This window comes from Streptomyces sp. BK022 (assembly GCF_004217355.1).
Classification (GTDB): Bacteria; Actinomycetota; Actinomycetes; order Streptomycetales; family Streptomycetaceae; genus Streptomyces; species Streptomyces griseoluteus.
In genome coordinates, this window is record NZ_SHKU01000001.1 from 110,309 (window position 1) to 126,408 (window position 16,100).

Sequence of the window (16,100 nt, forward strand, 5' to 3'; positions counted from 1 at the left end):
CGTGTTGCGCCTGACTCGGCAGCGGGCCGTCTGACCGGCCCTTTCCCTCCGCCGGCTTGAGTCCCGGCGCGGGCCGATGCCCACCCTTCCGCGCGCTGCCGCCGCACCGTCCCACGTTCACCCGACGCCCGTCGTCGTCACGCCGCATTTCTGACGTCATTGTTCTGACGATCCATCAATTTGTTTGCTGCGCACGGCAGTTCGTCTCCGCATGCCTGCGCTTCCTCGCCGGAAAGGCTCACTCATGCCAGTGGAGTTCCTCGGCATAGCCGCGACCAACGACGGCTCCGAAACCACCCCGCGCTCGGGCGCGGCCTTCGACCGGGACTACACCCTCCGCCTGGCCCGGGCCCACGAGGACCACGGCTGGGACCGGGTGCTGTTCGCCTACGGTTCCGGCTCCCCGGACCCCGCGCCCGCCGCCGCGTACATCGCCGCCCGCACCGACCGGCTGCAGCTCCTGCTCGCCCACCGGCCCAACGTCTCCTACCCCACCTTCGCCGCCAAGACCTTCGCCACCCTGGACCAGATCAGCGACGGCCGGCTCACCGTCCACTTCATCACCGGCGGCAACGACCACGAACAGGGCCGCGAGGGCGACACCCTGACCAAGGACGAGCGGTACGCCCGCACCCGCGAGTACATCGGGATCGTCAAGAAGATCTGGACCACCCACGAGGCGTTCGACCACGAGGGCGAGCACTACCGGTTCCACGACTTCGTCAGCGACGTCTTCCCCGTCCAGCAGCCGCGCCCCGGCGTCTCGTTCGGCGGCTCCTCGCCCGCCGCGTACGCCGCCGGAGGCGCGGAGGCCGACATCTACTGCCTGTGGGGCGAGCCCCTGGCCGAGACCGCCGCGCAGATCGAGAAGGTCAAGGCCGCCGCCCGAGAGGCCGGCCGCGCCGACGTGCCCCGCATCCAGGTCGCCTTCCGCCCGATCATCGCCCCCACCGAGGAGCTGGCCTGGGAGAAGGCGCACCGCACGGTCGGCGCGATCAAGCAGCGCCGCGAGGCGGGCCTGGTCCGCCACCACCACGGCGGCGCCCCCGAGAACGCCGGCTCGCAGCGCCTGATCGCCATCGCCGAGGCGGGCGAGCGCTACGACCGTGCCCTGTGGACCCCGACCGCCGCCGCGACCGGCGGCGCGGGCAACTCCAACGCCCTGGTCGGCACCCCGGAGACGGTCGCCCAGGCCCTCCTCGACTACTACGACCTCGGCGTCGACATCCTCTCCGCGCGCGGCTACGACCTGCTCGGCGACGCCATCGACTTCGGCCGCCACGTCATCCCGATCGTCCGCGAGGAGGTCGCCAAGCGGGACGCCGCCCGCACGGCCGGCACCGGCCCGCTCACGGCGGTGGGCGAGTGACCCTGCCCGCCCTCTCCGCACGGTCGGTCGTCCAGGTGGCCGTCTCCGACCCGCGCGTACGGCCGCTGCTGCGCGAACTCGGCGAGGAGTACTCCACCCGCTACGGCAAGGACGCGCACGCCGAACTCGCCCGCTACCCCGACGAGGAGTTCACCGCGCCGCACGGCGGGGTCCTCCTGCTGATCCTCGAGGGCGGCGAACCCGTCGCGGGCGGCGCCTTCCGCCGGTACGACGAGGCCACCGCCGAGCTGAAGCGGATCTGGACCCACTCCGGCCACCGCCGCCGGGGCCTGGCCCGGGAGGTCGTCGCCGAGCTGGAACGCGAGGCGCGCGCCCGCGGCTACCGGCGGATCTACCTGACCACCGGACCCCGCCAGCCCGAGGCCCGCGCCCTGTACCTGAACACCGGCTACCGCCCGCTCTTCGACACCGAGGCCGACCCCGAGTCCATCGGCCCGCTGCCCTTCGAAAAACACCTCCGCACCGGAAAGGCCACCGCCCAGTGAAGCTCCCCGGCATCCCCGGCCGCACGCGCCCGCTCGTGGCCGCCGCCGCGCTCCTGCCCCTGCTGGCCCTGACCGGGTGCGGCTCCGGCGACCCCGCCGAGGCGACCGCCGCCGGGGGCTCGCCCGCACCGACCGCCGATCCCGTGGCCGCCGTCCGCAAGGTCGACTCCGCCGCCGCCCTGCTGCCCGCCGACGTACGCTCCGCGGGCACCCTGCGCATCGGCAACTCGGTCGGCGCGCCACCCTCCGCGTACTACCCGAACGGCTCCCGCACGCCCCAGGGCCAGGACATCGACATCGCCTCGGCCGTCGCCAAGGTGCTCGGAATCCGACTGGAGCGGCAGGACGCCTCCTTCGAGACCATCCTCCCCGCTCTCGGCAGCGGCAAGTACGACGTGGGCACCGGCAACTTCGGCGTCACCACCGAGCGGCTGAAGACCATCGACTTCGTCACCTACATCGACGACGGCCAGGGCTTCGCCGTGAAGCAGGGCGACACCTCCTTCGGAAGGAAGATCACCGACCTGACCCAGCTCTGCGGCCGCACCGTCGGCATCAACGCGGGCACCACCTTCGAGGCCACCCTCGCCGCGCAGAAGGGGGTGTGCGCCAAGGCCGGCAAGAAGCCGTACGAGGTGAAGGTGTACTCGGAGAACGGGGCGACGATCACCGCCCTCCAGCAGGGCCGTATCGACGTGATCATGTCGACCATCAACGGCCTGCGCTACCAGGCCGCCCAGCCCGCCGCGCACACCGCGTTCCTCGGCGAGTACCACCGCCTCGACGTCGGCTTCGCCTTCAAGAAGGGCTCGAAGCTGACCAAGGCGTTCCAGGCGGCCGTCAACGAGCTGATCGAGAACGGCACTTACGAACGCATCCTCAAGAAGTGGGGCACCACCGGCTCCGCCATCGACAGCTCGCGGATCAGCCCGCCCGAGCACGCCTGAGAAGCGACGGAACCCACCATGACCACCGCCGCCCCCGACACCGCCCCGGCCGCGCCCCGCGTGCCGCCGGCCACCGCGGACCCGGCCGCCTTCAGGGTCGTCCCCGCCCGGCACCCCGCCCGCTGGGCCGGGGCCGCCGCCGTCCTCGTGCTGGTCGCCCAGTTCACGCACGGGCTCGCCACCAACCCGGTCTGGGAGTGGGGGGTCTTCGGCGACTACGTACTGTCCGAGACGATCGTCCAGGCCGTCTGGGTCACCCTCCAGCTCACCGCCTACGCGACCGTGCTGGGCTTCCTCCTCGGCACCGTGCTGGCCTTCATGCGGCTCTCGTACAGCCCGGTGCTGCAGACCGTCGCCTGGACCTACATCTGGGTGTTCCGGTCCATCCCGATGATCGTGCAGCTCGTGTTCTGGTTCAACCTGAGCGCCCTGTACGAACGCCTCGGCATCGGCATCCCCTTCGGTCCCGTCTTCTGGTCCGTCGACAGCGACAGCCTGATCGGCACCATCGGCGCCGCCGTCATCGGCCTCACCCTCCACCAGGCCGCCTACGCCGCCGAGATCGTCCGGGGCGGAGTCCTCTCCGTCGACTCCGGACAGCGCGAGGCCGCCGCCGCGCTCGGCATACCCCGGCTGCGGCAGATCCGCCGGATCGTGCTGCCCCAGGCCATGCGCGCGATCCTGCCCACCGCCGGCAACGAGATCATCGGCCTGCTCAAGGGCACCTCGGTGGTCTACGTGATGGCCATCGGCGAGCTGTTCTACCAGGTCCAGGTCGTCTACGGCCGCAACGGCCGGGTCATCCCGCTGCTGCTCGTCGCCACCGCCTGGTACGTCCTGCTGACCTCGCTGCTGTCCATCGCCCAGTACTACGTGGAGCGCCGCTACGCCCGCGGTGCCGACCGCACCCCGCCGCCCACCCCGCTCCAGCGGGCCCGCCGCCTCCTGCGGGAGCTCCGCGCGGCCGCCGCCCGGCGCGAGGCACCCGTCACCGCACTTCACCTCGGGGGAGAGAGCCGATGAACGACGTCATGGTGGACGTGCGCGGCGTCCACAAGAGCTTCGGCCCGCTGGAAGTCCTGCGGGGCGTCGACCTGACCGTACGGGCGGGCGAGGTCACCGTGATCCTCGGTCCCTCCGGCTCCGGCAAGTCCACCCTGCTGCGGACCATCAACCATCTGGAGAAGGTCGACAGCGGCTGGATCAGCATCGACGGCGAACTCGTCGGCTACCGCCGCGCCGGGAACAAGCTGCACGAACTGAAGGAACGTGACGTCCTCAAGCAGCGCACCCACATCGGGTTCGTGTTCCAGAACTTCAACCTGTTCCCGCACCTCACCGTCCTGGACAACCTCCTCGAAGCCCCCGTCTCCGCGCTGCGCCGCCCCAGGAAGGAGGCCGAGGCCACCGCGCGCCGCCTGCTGGACCGGGTCGGCCTCGCCGACAAGGCCGACGCCTACCCGCGCCAGCTCTCCGGCGGCCAGCAGCAGCGCGTCGCCATCGCCCGCGCCCTCGCCCTGGAGCCCAAGGTGCTCCTCTTCGACGAACCCACCTCCGCGCTCGACCCCGAGCTGGTCGGCGAGGTCCTGGACGTCATCAAGGACCTGGCCCGCACCGGCACCACCATGATCGTCGTCACTCACGAGATCGGCTTCGCCCGCGAGGTCGCCGACACCGTGGTCTTCATGGACGACGGCACCGTGGTCGAACAGGGGCCGCCCGCGGCCGTCCTGGACGACCCGCGGCGCGAACGCACCCGCGCCTTCCTCGCCAAGGTGCTCTGACCCTCCCGACTCCGCACCACCCCTAGGAGACTTCCGCGTGTCCACCACCGCCCGCCGTATCGCCGTCCCCGCACTCGGCCTCGCCTCCGCCCTCGTCCTGGCCGCCTGCGCCAACCCCACCGACGGCGGCACGGCCGAGGTCGCGGCCGGCAAGGGCACCACCACGAAGATCAACCTCGGCCCGGACCAGCACCGGATCACCACCGGCCGGGTCGCCTCCATCGCCGCCGAGGTCCCGGAGAAGATCCGCAAGAGAGGCACCCTGGAGATCGTCGACTCCTCCAACTCGGCCGCGCCCCTGGGCTTCCACGCCACCGACAACAAGACCGTCATCGGCGTCGAACCCGACATCGCCTACCTGGTCGCCGGGGTGCTCGGGCTCAAGCCGCACCTCAACACCGTCTCCTGGGAGAACATCTTCGTCGGCCTGGACAGCGCCAAGTACGACGTGGGCTTCAGCAACATCACGGTCACCGAGGAGCGCAAGGAGAAGTACGACTTCGCCACCTACCGCGAGGACAACCTCGGGTTCGCGGCGAAGAAGGGCAGCGGCCTGAAGGTCACCGGCCCCGCCGACCTCGCCGGGCGGAACGTCGCCGTCTCCAGCGGCACCAACCAGGAGAAGCTCCTGGTCGAGTGGAGCAAGGAGAACGAGAAGGCGGGCCGCGAGCCGATCCACATCAAGTACTACCAGGACGAGAGCGACACCTACCTCGCGCTCCGCTCCGGGCGCATCGACCTCTACGTCGGCCCCAACCCGACCGCCGCCTACCACGCGGCGACCACCGGCCAGACCGAGGTCGTCGGCACCTACTCCGGCGCCGGCGCCACCCTCCAGGGCCTCATCGCGGCCACCACCAAGAAGGACAGCGGCCTCGCCAAGCCGCTCGCCGACGCCCTCGACCACGTCATCGAGAACGGCACCTACGCGAAGGTGCTGAAGCGCTGGGGGCTGTCCGACGAGGCCGTGACCACGTCCGAGATCAACCCGCCCGGCCTGCCCAAGGCCGGGAAGTAGGCGAGGACAGCATGACCCGCGAACTCCATCTCTCCGTCGCCCTCGGCAGCGCCGGGCCGCGCTCCGCCGCCCACTGGACCGGCCTGGTCCAGCTCGCCGAACTCGGCGCCCTCGACTTCGTCACCCTCGACGACTCCCTGGACCCCGCCGACGGGGACGGCCGCCTCGACGCCGTCGCCGTACTGGCCCACGCCGCCGCCCGCACCAGCCGCATCGGCCTGGTCCCCACGGTCACCACCACCCACACCGAGCCCTTCCACACCTCCAGCGCCCTCGCCACCCTGGACTTCGTCAGCGAGGGCCGGGCCGGCTGGCTGGTCGACGTCTCCACCACCGGGGAGGCGGCCCGCGCCGTCGGCCGGCGTGATCCCGCGCCCGACGCCGAGCTGTGGGCGGAGGCGGCCGACGCCGCCGAGGTCGCCGCCCGGCTCTGGGACAGCTGGGAGGACGACGCCGAGATACGGGACGCCGGTACCGGCCGCTTCATCGACCGCGACAAGCTGCACCACATCGACTTCGACGGGCCGCACTTCTCGGTCCGGGGCCCGTCCATCGTGCCCAGGCCACCGCAGGGGCGGCCACCTGTCGCGGTCGCACTCGACGCCCAAGGCCGTGACGCCCGCTGGGAGTTGGCCGCACAGCACGCCGAGATCGTCCTGCTGGACGCGGGCGGCCCGGCCACCGCCCGCGAGGCCCGCACCGAACTGCTGGCCCGGGCCGGCCGGGACGACCTGCGCGTACTGATACGCGTCGGCGTCTCCGAGACCCCGGGCTCCCTGCCCGAGTTGCTCGCCGACTGGCACGCCGAGGCCGGCACGGACGGCTTCCACCTCGTCACCACCGACCCCACGGAGGAACTGCCCGCCGTGATCCACGACGTCGTACCCGCCCTGCGCGCCCGCGGCCTCTTCCGCGCCACCCACACCGGCCGCACCCTGCGCGACCATCTCGGCCTGACCCGGCCCGGCAGCCGCTACGCCGTACGGACGGAGGCCGCGCGGTGAGCGCCCCGACTCCGCGAGGACGCAAGCAGGTCCACCTCGCCGCACACTTCCCCGGCGTCAACAGCACCACCGTGTGGCGCGACCCCGACTCCCGCAGCCAGATCGACTTCTCCTCCTTCAAGCACCTGGCCCGCACCGCGGAGCGCGGCCGGTTCGACTTCTTCTTCCTCGCCGAGGGCCTGCGGCTGCGCGAACGCAAGGGCCGCATCCACGACTTGGACGTGGTGGGCCGTCCCGAGTCGCTGACGGTGCTCAACGCGCTCGCCGCCGTCACCGAGCATCTCGGACTGGCCGCCACCGTCAACGCCACCTTCAACGAGCCCTACGAACTCGCGCGCAGATTCGCCTCGCTGGACCACCTCTCCGGCGGCCGGGCGGCGTGGAACATCGTGACCTCCTCCGACGCGTTCACCGGCGAGAACTTCCGGCGCGGCGGCTACCTCGACCGGGCCGACCGCTACACGCGTGCCGCCGAGTTCGTGGAGGTCGCCCGCGCCCTCTGGGACTCCTGGCCCGGCGGCGGCACCCCGCGCACCGTCCGGCACAGCGGGCCCCAGTTCGACATCACCGCCCGCGCCACGCTGCCCCACTCGCCCCAGGTGCACCCCGTCCTCATCCAGGCCGGTGACTCCGACGAGGGCCGGGAGTTCGCCGCGCGCACCGCCGACATCGTCTTCAGCCGGCACGGCACCCTGGAAGCGGGCCGCGCCTTCCACGCCGACGTCAAGGGCCGCCTGGCCCGGTACGGGCGCACCCCGGACCAGCTCAAGATCCTGCCCGCCGCGACCGTCGTCCTCGGGGACAGCGAGGCAGACGCACAGGAGCGCGCCGCGCACATCCGGCGCCAGCAGGTCAGCCCGCAGACCGCCATCGCCACCCTGGAGAACGTCTGGGGCCGCGACCTCACCGGCTACGACCCCGACGGACCGCTCCCGGACGTCGACCCGGTACCGGACGGCGAACTCGCCCAGGGCTGGGCGCACATGAGCGACCGATTCGGCGTCGCGGCCCGCTGGCGCGCCCTCGCCGAGGAGAAGCACCTCTCCATCCGCGAACTGGCCATCGAACTCACCGCCCGCCAGTCCTTCATCGGCACCCCCGGCTCGGTCGCCGCCGCCATGGACGAACACGTGCGGACCGACGCGGCCGACGGCTTCATCCTCGTGCCCCACCTCACCCCCGGCGGGCTCGACGAGTTCGTCGACCGGGTCGTGCCGCTGCTCCAGGAACGCGGCGTCCTGCGCACCGAGTACGAAGGGCGCACCCTGCGCGACCACCTCGGCCTCGGCCGCCCCGCACCGCGCCAGGGGGAGTTTGCATGAGGTTCCAGGTCCTCACCATCGGCGGCCACGCCCCGCACCCCCTCACCGGCGAACAGGTGCCCGCGGCCGACCGGTTGACCGAGATCGTGGAGACCGGGGTGGCCGCCGAGGAGCTGGGCTTCGACGCGTACGCGATCGGGGAGCGGCACGCCGGGCCCTTCCTCTCCTCCAGCCCCACCGTGCTGCTCGGCGCGCTCGCCGCCCGCACCTTCCGCATCCGGCTGCTCACCGGCGTCACGGTCCTCGCCGTCCTCGACCCCGTCCGGGTCGCGGAGGACTACGCCACTCTCCACCAACTCTCCCGCGGCCGCCTCGAACTCGTCGTCGGCAAGGGCGCCGAGGCCGGCCACTTCGACCTCTTCGGCCTGGAAGAGGGCCTCCAGTGGGACTACCAGGCCGAGAAGTACGAGCTGCTGCGCCGGCTCTGGCGTGAGGAGGACGTCACCTGGCAGGGCAAGTTCCGCCCGCCCCTGACCGGCGTCACCACGCTGCCGCGCCCCTACGAGGGCCGCCCGCCCCGCGTCTGGCACGGCTCCGCCACCAGCCTCAACTCCCCGGAGCTGGCCGCCCGGCACGGCGACCCGCTGTTCAGCGCCAACGCCATCCAGCCCCGCGAGGCGTACACCCGGCTCATCGACCACTACCGGGAACGCTTCGCCGCCCACGGCCACGACCCGGACGGAGCCTACGTCGGGGCCGGCTCCGGCGGCCTGTTCATCGCCCGCACCAGCCAGCAGGCAGTCGCCGAGTTCAAGGACTTCTACGAGGCCCGCGTCCGCCAGTCGTACAAGCCGCACCTGGCCGGCAGGCCGGGCTACAACACACCGTTCCGCACGGTGGAGGAGGCCATCGCGGACGGGCCCCACCTGATCGGCAGCCCGCAGCAGGTCATCGACAAGATCCTCGGCTTCCACGCGGCCTACCGGCACGACCTGCAGTCCGTCACCGTCGACGGCTCCGGCCTCTCCCTGCCCCGGCAGATCGACCAGCTCCGCTGGTTCGCCGAGGAGATCGCACCCGTGGTGCGGACGGAAGCGCCCACCACCCTGTGGCAGCAGGCGTAAGGGGGGAATCGCCCAGACACCCCCCGGCTCCCGCCCATCGAACCCCGCCTGAAAGGTCCCCCCATGGCAACCGTCCTGTCCATCTCCGGCAGCCCCTCCGCCACCTCCCGCACCGGCCGTCTGCTGCGCCACCTGGACGAGCGGCTGAGCCGCCAGGGGCACCAGGTGGTCCCGCTGGACGTGCGCGGGCTGCCCGCCGACGCCCTGCTCGGCGCCGATGTCAGGCACCCGGCCATCGCGGCCGCCGCCGAACTGGTCGACCGGGCCGACGGCGTCGTGATCGGCACCCCCGTGTACAAGGCCGCGTACTCCGGGCTGCTCAAGTCCTTCCTCGACCTGCTCCCGCAGTACGCCCTCACGGGGAAGACGGTGCTGCCGCTCGCCACCGGCGGTACCACGGCACATGTCCTCGCCATCGACTACGCCCTGCGGCCGGTGCTCAGCTCCATGGGCGCGGCCCATATAGTCCAGGGCTGGTTCACCCTCGACAAGGACATAGTGGTGCGCGAGGACGGCACCCTGGCCGTCGCTCCCGGCACCGCAGAGGCGCTGGCCCAGATCACCGACCAGTTCTCCGTCGCCCTCGGCGGCCGCACCCTGCTGGCCGCGACCGGGTGAGGGGTCCGCGCCGGAGCGGGCCGGCGCGCGCTCAGCACCCTGCCCGCCGGCTCGCCGGTCAGGGTGCCGTGCGGGCGGGCGCCGCGCTCGTCCAGGCCGGTGACCCCGACCGTCGCGCCGTGCCCGGCGCACCGCGCCTCCACGGCGTCCCGCGCGGCCCCGGACGAGGTGGAGAACAGGCTGCCGGTCACCCGGTACACCACCTTCGAGCCGTCCGGGTGGCGGTCCTCCGGGCCCGGCCGGGCTGACCTGCGGATCCGCTCCGGCCGGGGCATCATGGGTGGACCGAGGCAGTCTCCGGACCCCGAAGGCGGTGCCGACATGCCCGCAGCCACCCTCGCCGAGGTCGTCCACCAGGCCGGCTGGAAGGTCATCCCGCTCGACCTCGCCGGCGTCACCGACCAGGCCGGATTCATGGACCGCGCCACCAAGGCCCTCGACCTGCCCGAGTTCGCCGGACGCAACTGGCAGGCGTTCCAGGACGCCTGCGGCGACATCGGCTGGGGCCCCGAGGTGCCGGGCCGCCTCCTGGTCGTCGTCGGCTGGCGGGACTACGCGAAGGCCCAGCCCGAGCAGTGGGAGAGCGCCCAGCAGGTCCTCGAATCGGTCGCGGGACGGCAGCAGAAGTACGACTCGACGCTCGCGGTGGTCCTGACCCTCCTCTGAGTCACTGGTCTTCGAGTCACTGGTCTTCGGCCGGCACGGGACCGGCCGTCAGCCGCAGCGTCACCGCGGCCAGCGCCCCCGCGACCAGCCCCCACAGCAGCGCGGCCGCGAGACCGGCGCCCAGATTGCCGACGATGTACCGCACGCCCCACTTCATGCCGCCCCCGACCGTCACCACCCGCAGCAGTTGCCCGGCCACCAGGCCGAGGACCGTGGCACACACCGCGCCGACCGCCATCGCCGGGACCGTGGCCCGGGTGAGCAGTCCGGGCAGCAGCCGGAGCGCCCACCACACCACCACGAGCACCAGCACGTCGGACAGCCGGGCGAGCAGCCAGTCGACGACCGGCGTGCCCGAGGGACCCGACCAGAAGCCGAGCAGCAGCAACTCGCGCAGCAGATCACCCGGCTCGGAGAAGAACCCACCGCCGTACGGCGCCGTCTGGATCGCGGCGGCGACCCGCTGGTACGACAGCACCACCAGCGACAGCGCGATCACCGCCGTGCCGGCCGTGGCCGCCAGCCGCGCGGGCCGCGCGGGCACCTCCCGCCGGGGCAGCGGGCCCGCGCCCTTGGCGGTGGCCCGTCCCACCAGCACCGTCGCGGCCGCCGCGACCAGTCCGACCACCACCACGAGCTGGCGTCCCCCGGCCATCACGCCCGCCAGATCGGGCAGGAAGCGATAGCTGCCGTGCCCGTACGCGGCGATCTGCCACGGCGCCGACACCGTCACCGCGAGCATGGCGGACACCAGCGCCCAGGCCCACGACGCGAGCAGCGCGGCGGTCACGCGCCCCGCGACCGGCGGCAGCCATCGCATGAGGAACAGCGCCCCGACGGTGAAGGACACGAAGAGTGCCCCGAACCGGATCTGCCTCCCGGTGTGGAACAGGTCCAGGTAGTGCGCGCTGTCACCGTCCGGCGCGAACTGCGGCGGGTCGTACGCCCACGGGCCGAGCCACTGCTGCAGATCGGACACCGCCTCGCCGCCCAGCAGATCGGTGCTCCCCGTCAGGTGCAGCGCGTCCGCACTCGCCCCCGCCCACCACAGCAACGCCGTGAGCAGCAGCCCGCCGACCAGCGCCGGTATCGCCGCACGTCCCCAAGTCATCCTGCGTCCCCCGTAGTTGTCGGGTGCTCGTGCACGCCCACCAGGCGGGAGCGTACGGGATGTCGATCACGTACGGATCACGGGAAATGATTTCTTCTGATCGTGGCGGACCGTTTTCTTTTCCCTATGGCGCGGAAATCCATCGGCTTTATCGATCGAATGTGCGACGCCTCATACCAGAGCGGGACGCAGGCCGGGAGAGTTTGTCAACTGCCCGCCGCACCTACCGCACAGGCAACTACCGTGAATTCCCGTCGGACAACTCAGGGCCCTTTTCTTTTCCCTTTTCTTTCCGACGTCAGGCCCGACGGACCAGTACGAGGACGCAGATGTCTCACCTCCGCGCACCGGTCGCCCGTGTCGACCGCCGAGAGGGCGGCAGGCACGGGCGACCGGTCGCCCGACCCGCTCCCGCACTGCCCGAGACGCTCATTCGGCCCCAGCTCATGCGGCTCGCCGTACTCCCACCCGTCGCGGTCGCCCTCGCCGCCACCGCGGCCGTCGTCTTCACCGTCCGCTCCAGCGGCGCGCACACCGGCCTCGCCCTGTGGGCGGTGCTCGCCCTCACCGTCGTGGTCGCCGGAGCCGCCGTCGCCATCGCCGCCGTCGCCGCCGACCGCGCCGCCCGCTCCGTCGGCGACCGCGTCGGCGCCCTGCGTCGCAACGCCGCCCGCGGCGAGGCCGATCTCCGCGCCCTGGTCGACGCGCTGCGCCGGGGCGAGCCGCCGCCCCGCGGCAAACCCCGTCGCCGGCCGCCCGAGGACGCCGACGACTTCGAACTTCTCGCCGCCGACCTGGCCCGCGCGCACGACGGCGCCGTCACCGCCGTCGTCCGCGCGGCCCAGCTCTCCAGCCAGGCCGCCAACGAACAGAAACTCGAGGTGTTCGTCAACCTCGCCCGGCGCCTCCAGTCCCTGGTGCACCGTGAGATCTCCATCCTCGACGAGCTGGAGAACGAGATCGAGGACCCCGATCTGCTCAAGGGGCTCTTCCACGTCGACCACCTCGCCACCCGCATCCGCCGCCACGCCGAGAACCTCGCCGTGCTCGGTGGTGCCGTCTCCCGGCGGCAGTGGAGCAACCCCGTCGACATGACCGAGGTGCTGCGCTCCGCCATCGCGGAGGTCGAACAGTACTCACGGGTCAAGCTCGTTCCGCCGGTCGAGGGCGAGCTGCGCGGGCACGCCGTCGCCGACGTCATCCATCTCCTTGCCGAACTCGTGGAGAACGCCACGGTGTTCTCCGCCCCGCAGACCCAAGTCCTGCTCCGCGCCAACCTGGTGACCTCCGGACTGGCCATCGAGGTCGAGGACCGGGGACTCGGGATGCCGGTCGAGGAACAGCACCGGATGAACGCCCTTCTCGCCGACCCCGACCAGGTCAACGTCGCCAGCCTGCTGGCCGACGGCCGCATCGGGCTGTACGTGGTCTCCCAACTGGCCCGTCGGCACGGGATCTCGGTACGCCTCCAGACCAACATCTACGGGGGCGTGCAGGCGGTGCTGGTGGTACCGCAAGGGTTGTTGGGGGCGTCGGCGGGAGTGGTGCCGGAGGTCGAGGGGGCTGCGGCTGGGCCCGGTCAGGAGGCTGCTGGTCAAGGGGCCGGGGCGGTGGGGGCAGCCGCTCCCGGTGCGTCGAGCGTTCCGGCCACCGGGCGGCATCGGCAGGTGGCTCGGCGGGGGAACGGTGCCACCGCGCCGCCTCCCTTGCCCCTGCGCGGGGCGCAGGAGCAGCGGGCCAACCCCGCCGAGGCGGTGCCCGGCATCGGCGCCGGGGAGCGGGCGTTGGCGGAGGCCGGTGCGGGGGTGCTGCCGGCCCCGCGAGTCGGTGCGGCGCCCCCGGCCGCGGAGCGGCCCTCGCTGCCCCGCCGCCGTGCCCAGGAGCACATCGTTCCGCAGCTCCGGGGCGGCCCCGTACCGCGTCAGGACAACGATGTTGTGGTGGGCCACGACCCCGGCCTGATGGCCGCCTTCCAGCGCGGGATCGGGCTGGCTGAGTCCCAGCAGAGCCTGGAGACGGCGGGGGAGGAGTTCGCGGAGGTGCCGCCCGGTGAGGGGGAGCCCTCGGAGACGGCGTACCCCTCGGAGACGGCGTACAGGGAGGGCGCGCATACGGAGCCCCGCCACATGGGCGACGAGGACATGGTTGCCGCGCACACGGGAGCCGGGCCACTGGAGGCGCCGCACGTGGAGGCGCCGCACCTGGAGGCGTCACACCTGGAGGTCCCGCCTATGGAGGCCGGCGACATGGAGCTTGGGCACATGGCGCTTGGACACATGGCGCCGTCCCCCATGGAGCCCGACCACACGGCACTGCCCTCCACGGCGCCGGACCACATGGCTCCCGCCCCCACGGAGCCCGACCACACCGTGCCGCCCCCTCAGGAGCCGAACCACCTGGAGCCGGACCACATGCCCCCCGGCCCCTTCGACAGGAGCGCGCCCCCCGCATGACGCACACCCCCACCGCCCCCACACCCCTCACCGCTCCCGCAGCCCCCCGTACCCCAAGGAGTCGATCCACCATGGCGAGCGATGCGCCGACCGCCCACGCATCCGACCTCGACTGGCTGCTGAGCGGCCTCGTGCAGCGCGTGCCGCACACCGGCAGCGCGGTGCTGCTGTCCTGCGACGGGCTGGTGAAGTCCGTGCACGGGCTGGACCCGGACAGCGCCGACCACATGGCCGCGCTCGCCTCCGGCCTGTACTCGCTGGGCCGCAGCGCGGGTGTCCGGTTCGGGGACGGCGGGGAGGTCCGGCAGGTCGTGGTCGAGCTGGACTCCACGCTGCTGTTCGTCACCACCGCCGGCTCCGGCACCTGTCTCGCCGTGCTCGCCGGGCGTGAGGCCGACGCCGCCGTGCTCGGCTACGAGATGGCGATGCTGGTCAAGAGCGTCCGCCCGTACCTCGTCACCGCGCCCCGCCAGGCCGCCGCCGACCCCACGGCGATGAGGCCGTGAGCGTGACCGCCGTGGGCGACGGGCCCTGGCTCGACGACGCGGCCGGACGGCTGGTGCGGCCGTTCACCGTCAGCAACGGCCGTACCGAACCCAGCGTGGCGCTGGACCTGATCTCCCAGGTGATGGCCACCGGGGTCTCCCCGCTCGGCTATCTCGGCCCCGAGCACGCGCAGGCGCTCGACCTGACCCGCGCGCCCGTGTCGGTGGCCGAGGTCGCCGCGCACCTGAGGCTGCCCGCCGTGGTCACCAAAGTGCTGCTCTCGGACCTCGTCGACTGCGGGGCGCTGACCACCAAGCCCCCCGCGTTCCACCACAACCCCACTGACCGGTCTCTGCTGGAGGCAGTGCTCGATGGACTACGACGACAGCTCTGACCCGTACAGCCCCGATCCGTTCCCCACCGCGCTCAAGATCCTGGTGGCGGGCGGATTCGGGGTGGGCAAGACGACCTTCGTGGGCGCGGTCAGCGAGATCGCGCCGCTCAGCACGGAGGAGCTGCTCACCACGGTCGGCGCGGCCACCGACAACCTGGACGGCGTCGAGAACAAGGTCGAGACGACCGTCGCCATGGACTTCGGCCGGATCACCCTCGACCCCCGGCACGTCCTGTACCTGTTCGGCACGCCCGGCCAGGAACGGTTCTGGTTCATGTGGGACGAGCTGTCCGAGGGCGCGCTCGGCGCGGTCATCCTCGCCGACACCCGCCGCCTGGAGGAGTGCTTCGCCGCCGTCGACTTCTTCGAGGAACGCGGCGTCGCCTTCATCGTGGCCGTCAACGAGTTCGACGGCGCCTTCCGCTACGCCCCCGACGAGGTACGCGCCGCCCTCGACCTGAGCCCCGCCGTCCCGGTCGTCCCCTGCGACGCCCGTATCTCCAGTTCAGGCGTGCAGACCCTGCTCACCCTCGTACGCCACCTCCTCGCCCACGTCCCGGCGGCCGCGCCCGTGCAGGGAGCCCCGGTCCAGGGAGCCCCCGTCCAGGGAGCGCGGTCATGATGTACGAACCGGTCCGCCGGGTCCGGGGCCTGCTGCTCACCCCGGAGGACAAGGAGGCACCGGCCCGCACCTCCCGGCTGCGCCGCCTCGGCCTCGGAGAGCGCGCCGAACCCGCACTGGACGCCTTCGCCGACCACCTCGCCCAGGTCACGGGCGCGCCGTACGCCATGGTCAACTTCATCGGCGAGCGGCGACAGTTCTTCGCCGGCCTCAGCGCTCCGCCCACCGCCCCGCTCACCCGCGAGGACGGCACCGGACGGGTACTGCCCCGCGAACACGGGTTCTGCCCCCATGTGGTCGTCCGCCACAAAGCCCTGGTGCTGGAGGACGTCCGGGACTACCCCCGCTTCGCCGGGAACCCGATCGTCGACGACCTCGGGATCCGCTCCTATATGGGCGCCCCACTCATCGACAGCTCCGGCATGGTGCTCGGCACCGTGTGCGCCGCCGACACCGAGCCGCGCACCTGGGGCAGGTCCGGGCTTGAGGCCATCAAGGGGATGGCCGCCGAACTCGCCGTACGCATCGAACGGGCCGCCGACGACGGTCTGCCCATCTGAACGAACGCCAATAGGACTGGAGTTGAGCCGAAGCCCCCGACGCGTGAAGGAAACCTGTGGCGCCGGTTAAGAAAAGCTCGATGGATTCCGGTCGGCGCATACGGCAGATTGCGGGGTGATTCCACCCCTCGGACCCGGTGCGGACGCCTCGGCGAGCCCGTACGGCCGGGCCTCAC

At 72.4% G+C, this 16,100-nt stretch carries 17 protein-coding genes; 16 read left to right on the forward strand and 1 reads right to left on the reverse strand.

Annotation, left to right across the window (positions count from 1 at the left end):
* Positions 1 to 244: 244 nt before the first annotated feature.
* The 11 genes from EV284_RS00490 to EV284_RS00540 all read left to right on the forward strand — a co-directional run bounded on the left by EV284_RS00490 (position 245) and on the right by EV284_RS00540 (position 10,298).
* A complete protein-coding gene (locus EV284_RS00490; RefSeq protein WP_130329142.1) occupies positions 245 to 1,369 on the forward strand; it encodes an LLM class flavin-dependent oxidoreductase in 1,125 nt (374 codons plus the stop codon).
* A 2-nt stretch (positions 1,370 to 1,371) separates the two neighbouring features.
* Positions 1,372 to 1,875, forward strand: a complete 504-nt coding sequence (locus tag EV284_RS00495) for a GNAT family N-acetyltransferase (RefSeq protein WP_130330915.1) — start codon at positions 1,372 to 1,374, stop codon at positions 1,873 to 1,875.
* On the forward strand, positions 1,872 to 2,822 hold the full coding sequence (locus EV284_RS00500; RefSeq protein WP_242625484.1) for an ABC transporter substrate-binding protein: 951 nt from the start codon (positions 1,872 to 1,874) through the stop codon (positions 2,820 to 2,822). Before EV284_RS00495 ends, EV284_RS00500 begins: the two co-directional genes overlap by 4 nt.
* An 18-nt stretch (positions 2,823 to 2,840) precedes the next feature.
* Positions 2,841 to 3,845 (forward strand): amino acid ABC transporter permease, encoded by a 1,005-nt coding sequence (locus tag EV284_RS00505; protein ID WP_130329144.1) that lies wholly within the window; start codon positions 2,841 to 2,843, stop codon positions 3,843 to 3,845.
* Positions 3,842 to 4,606, forward strand: coding sequence for an amino acid ABC transporter ATP-binding protein (locus tag EV284_RS00510; protein ID WP_130329146.1), 765 nt, complete (start codon positions 3,842 to 3,844; stop codon positions 4,604 to 4,606). Before EV284_RS00505 ends, EV284_RS00510 begins: the two co-directional genes overlap by 4 nt.
* Positions 4,607 to 4,643: 37 nt before the next feature.
* Positions 4,644 to 5,624: an ABC transporter substrate-binding protein gene (locus tag EV284_RS00515; protein ID WP_130329148.1), complete on the forward strand. Its 981-nt coding sequence runs from the start codon at positions 4,644 to 4,646 to the stop codon at positions 5,622 to 5,624.
* Positions 5,625 to 5,635: 11 nt separating this feature from the next.
* Positions 5,636 to 6,628, forward strand: a complete 993-nt coding sequence (locus EV284_RS00520) for an LLM class flavin-dependent oxidoreductase (protein ID WP_130329150.1) — start codon at positions 5,636 to 5,638, stop codon at positions 6,626 to 6,628.
* A complete protein-coding gene (locus EV284_RS00525; protein ID WP_130329152.1) occupies positions 6,625 to 7,950 on the forward strand; it encodes an NtaA/DmoA family FMN-dependent monooxygenase in 1,326 nt (441 codons plus the stop codon). Before EV284_RS00520 ends, EV284_RS00525 begins: the two co-directional genes overlap by 4 nt.
* On the forward strand, positions 7,947 to 9,014 hold the full coding sequence (locus EV284_RS00530) for an LLM class flavin-dependent oxidoreductase (RefSeq protein ID WP_130329154.1): 1,068 nt from the start codon (positions 7,947 to 7,949) through the stop codon (positions 9,012 to 9,014). Before EV284_RS00525 ends, EV284_RS00530 begins: the two co-directional genes overlap by 4 nt.
* A gap of 63 nt (positions 9,015 to 9,077) precedes the next feature.
* Positions 9,078 to 9,632 (forward strand): NADPH-dependent FMN reductase, encoded by a 555-nt coding sequence (gene ssuE / locus EV284_RS00535; protein WP_086693649.1) that lies wholly within the window; start codon positions 9,078 to 9,080, stop codon positions 9,630 to 9,632.
* A 321-nt stretch (positions 9,633 to 9,953) separates the two neighbouring features.
* Positions 9,954 to 10,298 (forward strand): barstar family protein, encoded by a 345-nt coding sequence (locus tag EV284_RS00540; protein ID WP_130329156.1) that lies wholly within the window; start codon positions 9,954 to 9,956, stop codon positions 10,296 to 10,298.
* A gap of 16 nt (positions 10,299 to 10,314) precedes the next feature.
* Here the strand turns inward: EV284_RS00540 and EV284_RS00545 are convergent, their stop codons facing one another.
* Positions 10,315 to 11,409, reverse strand: a complete 1,095-nt coding sequence (locus EV284_RS00545; RefSeq protein WP_130329158.1) for a hypothetical protein — start codon at positions 11,407 to 11,409, stop codon at positions 10,315 to 10,317.
* 329 nt (positions 11,410 to 11,738) lie between these two features.
* On the opposite strand from EV284_RS00545, the gene EV284_RS00555 reads away from it, so the two are divergent.
* From EV284_RS00555 to EV284_RS00575, 5 genes are all read left to right on the forward strand, one after another.
* A complete protein-coding gene (locus EV284_RS00555) occupies positions 11,739 to 13,862 on the forward strand; it encodes an ATP-binding protein (RefSeq protein ID WP_207228878.1) in 2,124 nt (707 codons plus the stop codon).
* Between the two features lie 71 nt (positions 13,863 to 13,933).
* Positions 13,934 to 14,368 carry a roadblock/LC7 domain-containing protein gene (locus tag EV284_RS00560; protein WP_130329164.1) on the forward strand — a complete coding sequence of 145 codons (435 nt, stop codon included), beginning with the start codon at positions 13,934 to 13,936 and terminating at the stop codon, positions 14,366 to 14,368.
* Positions 14,369 to 14,370: 2 nt separating this feature from the next.
* A complete protein-coding gene (locus EV284_RS00565) occupies positions 14,371 to 14,742 on the forward strand; it encodes a DUF742 domain-containing protein (RefSeq protein ID WP_130330919.1) in 372 nt (123 codons plus the stop codon).
* Complete coding sequence (locus EV284_RS00570; RefSeq protein WP_130329166.1) at positions 14,720 to 15,364, forward strand: ATP/GTP-binding protein; 645 nt, start codon at positions 14,720 to 14,722, stop codon at positions 15,362 to 15,364. Before EV284_RS00565 ends, EV284_RS00570 begins: the two co-directional genes overlap by 23 nt.
* Positions 15,361 to 15,924: a GAF domain-containing protein gene (locus EV284_RS00575; RefSeq protein ID WP_130329168.1), complete on the forward strand. Its 564-nt coding sequence runs from the start codon at positions 15,361 to 15,363 to the stop codon at positions 15,922 to 15,924. The genes EV284_RS00570 and EV284_RS00575 overlap by 4 nt, the downstream gene beginning before the upstream one ends.
* Positions 15,925 to 16,100: the final 176 nt, after the last annotated feature.

Bases quoted from the DNA above. Each gene is read 5' to 3' on its own strand.
- EV284_RS00490 (WP_130329142.1), top strand. From the start codon at position 245: ATGCCAGTGGAGTTCCTCGGCATAGCCGCGACCAACGACGGCTCCGAA.
- EV284_RS00505 (WP_130329144.1), top strand. From the start codon at position 2,841: ATGACCACCGCCGCCCCCGACACCGCCCCGGCCGCGCCCCGCGTGCCG.
- EV284_RS00510 (WP_130329146.1), top strand. From the start codon at position 3,842: ATGAACGACGTCATGGTGGACGTGCGCGGCGTCCACAAGAGCTTCGGC.
- EV284_RS00520 (WP_130329150.1), top strand. From the start codon at position 5,636: ATGACCCGCGAACTCCATCTCTCCGTCGCCCTCGGCAGCGCCGGGCCG.
- EV284_RS00530 (WP_130329154.1), top strand. From the start codon at position 7,947: ATGAGGTTCCAGGTCCTCACCATCGGCGGCCACGCCCCGCACCCCCTC.
- ssuE (WP_086693649.1), top strand. From the start codon at position 9,078: ATGGCAACCGTCCTGTCCATCTCCGGCAGCCCCTCCGCCACCTCCCGC.
- EV284_RS00540 (WP_130329156.1), top strand. From the start codon at position 9,954: ATGCCCGCAGCCACCCTCGCCGAGGTCGTCCACCAGGCCGGCTGGAAG.
- EV284_RS00545 (WP_130329158.1), bottom strand. From the start codon at position 11,409: ATGACTTGGGGACGTGCGGCGATACCGGCGCTGGTCGGCGGGCTGCTG.
- EV284_RS00555 (WP_207228878.1), top strand. From the start codon at position 11,739: ATGTCTCACCTCCGCGCACCGGTCGCCCGTGTCGACCGCCGAGAGGGC.
- EV284_RS00560 (WP_130329164.1), top strand. From the start codon at position 13,934: ATGGCGAGCGATGCGCCGACCGCCCACGCATCCGACCTCGACTGGCTG.
- EV284_RS00570 (WP_130329166.1), top strand. From the start codon at position 14,720: ATGGACTACGACGACAGCTCTGACCCGTACAGCCCCGATCCGTTCCCC.
- EV284_RS00575 (WP_130329168.1), top strand. From the start codon at position 15,361: ATGATGTACGAACCGGTCCGCCGGGTCCGGGGCCTGCTGCTCACCCCG.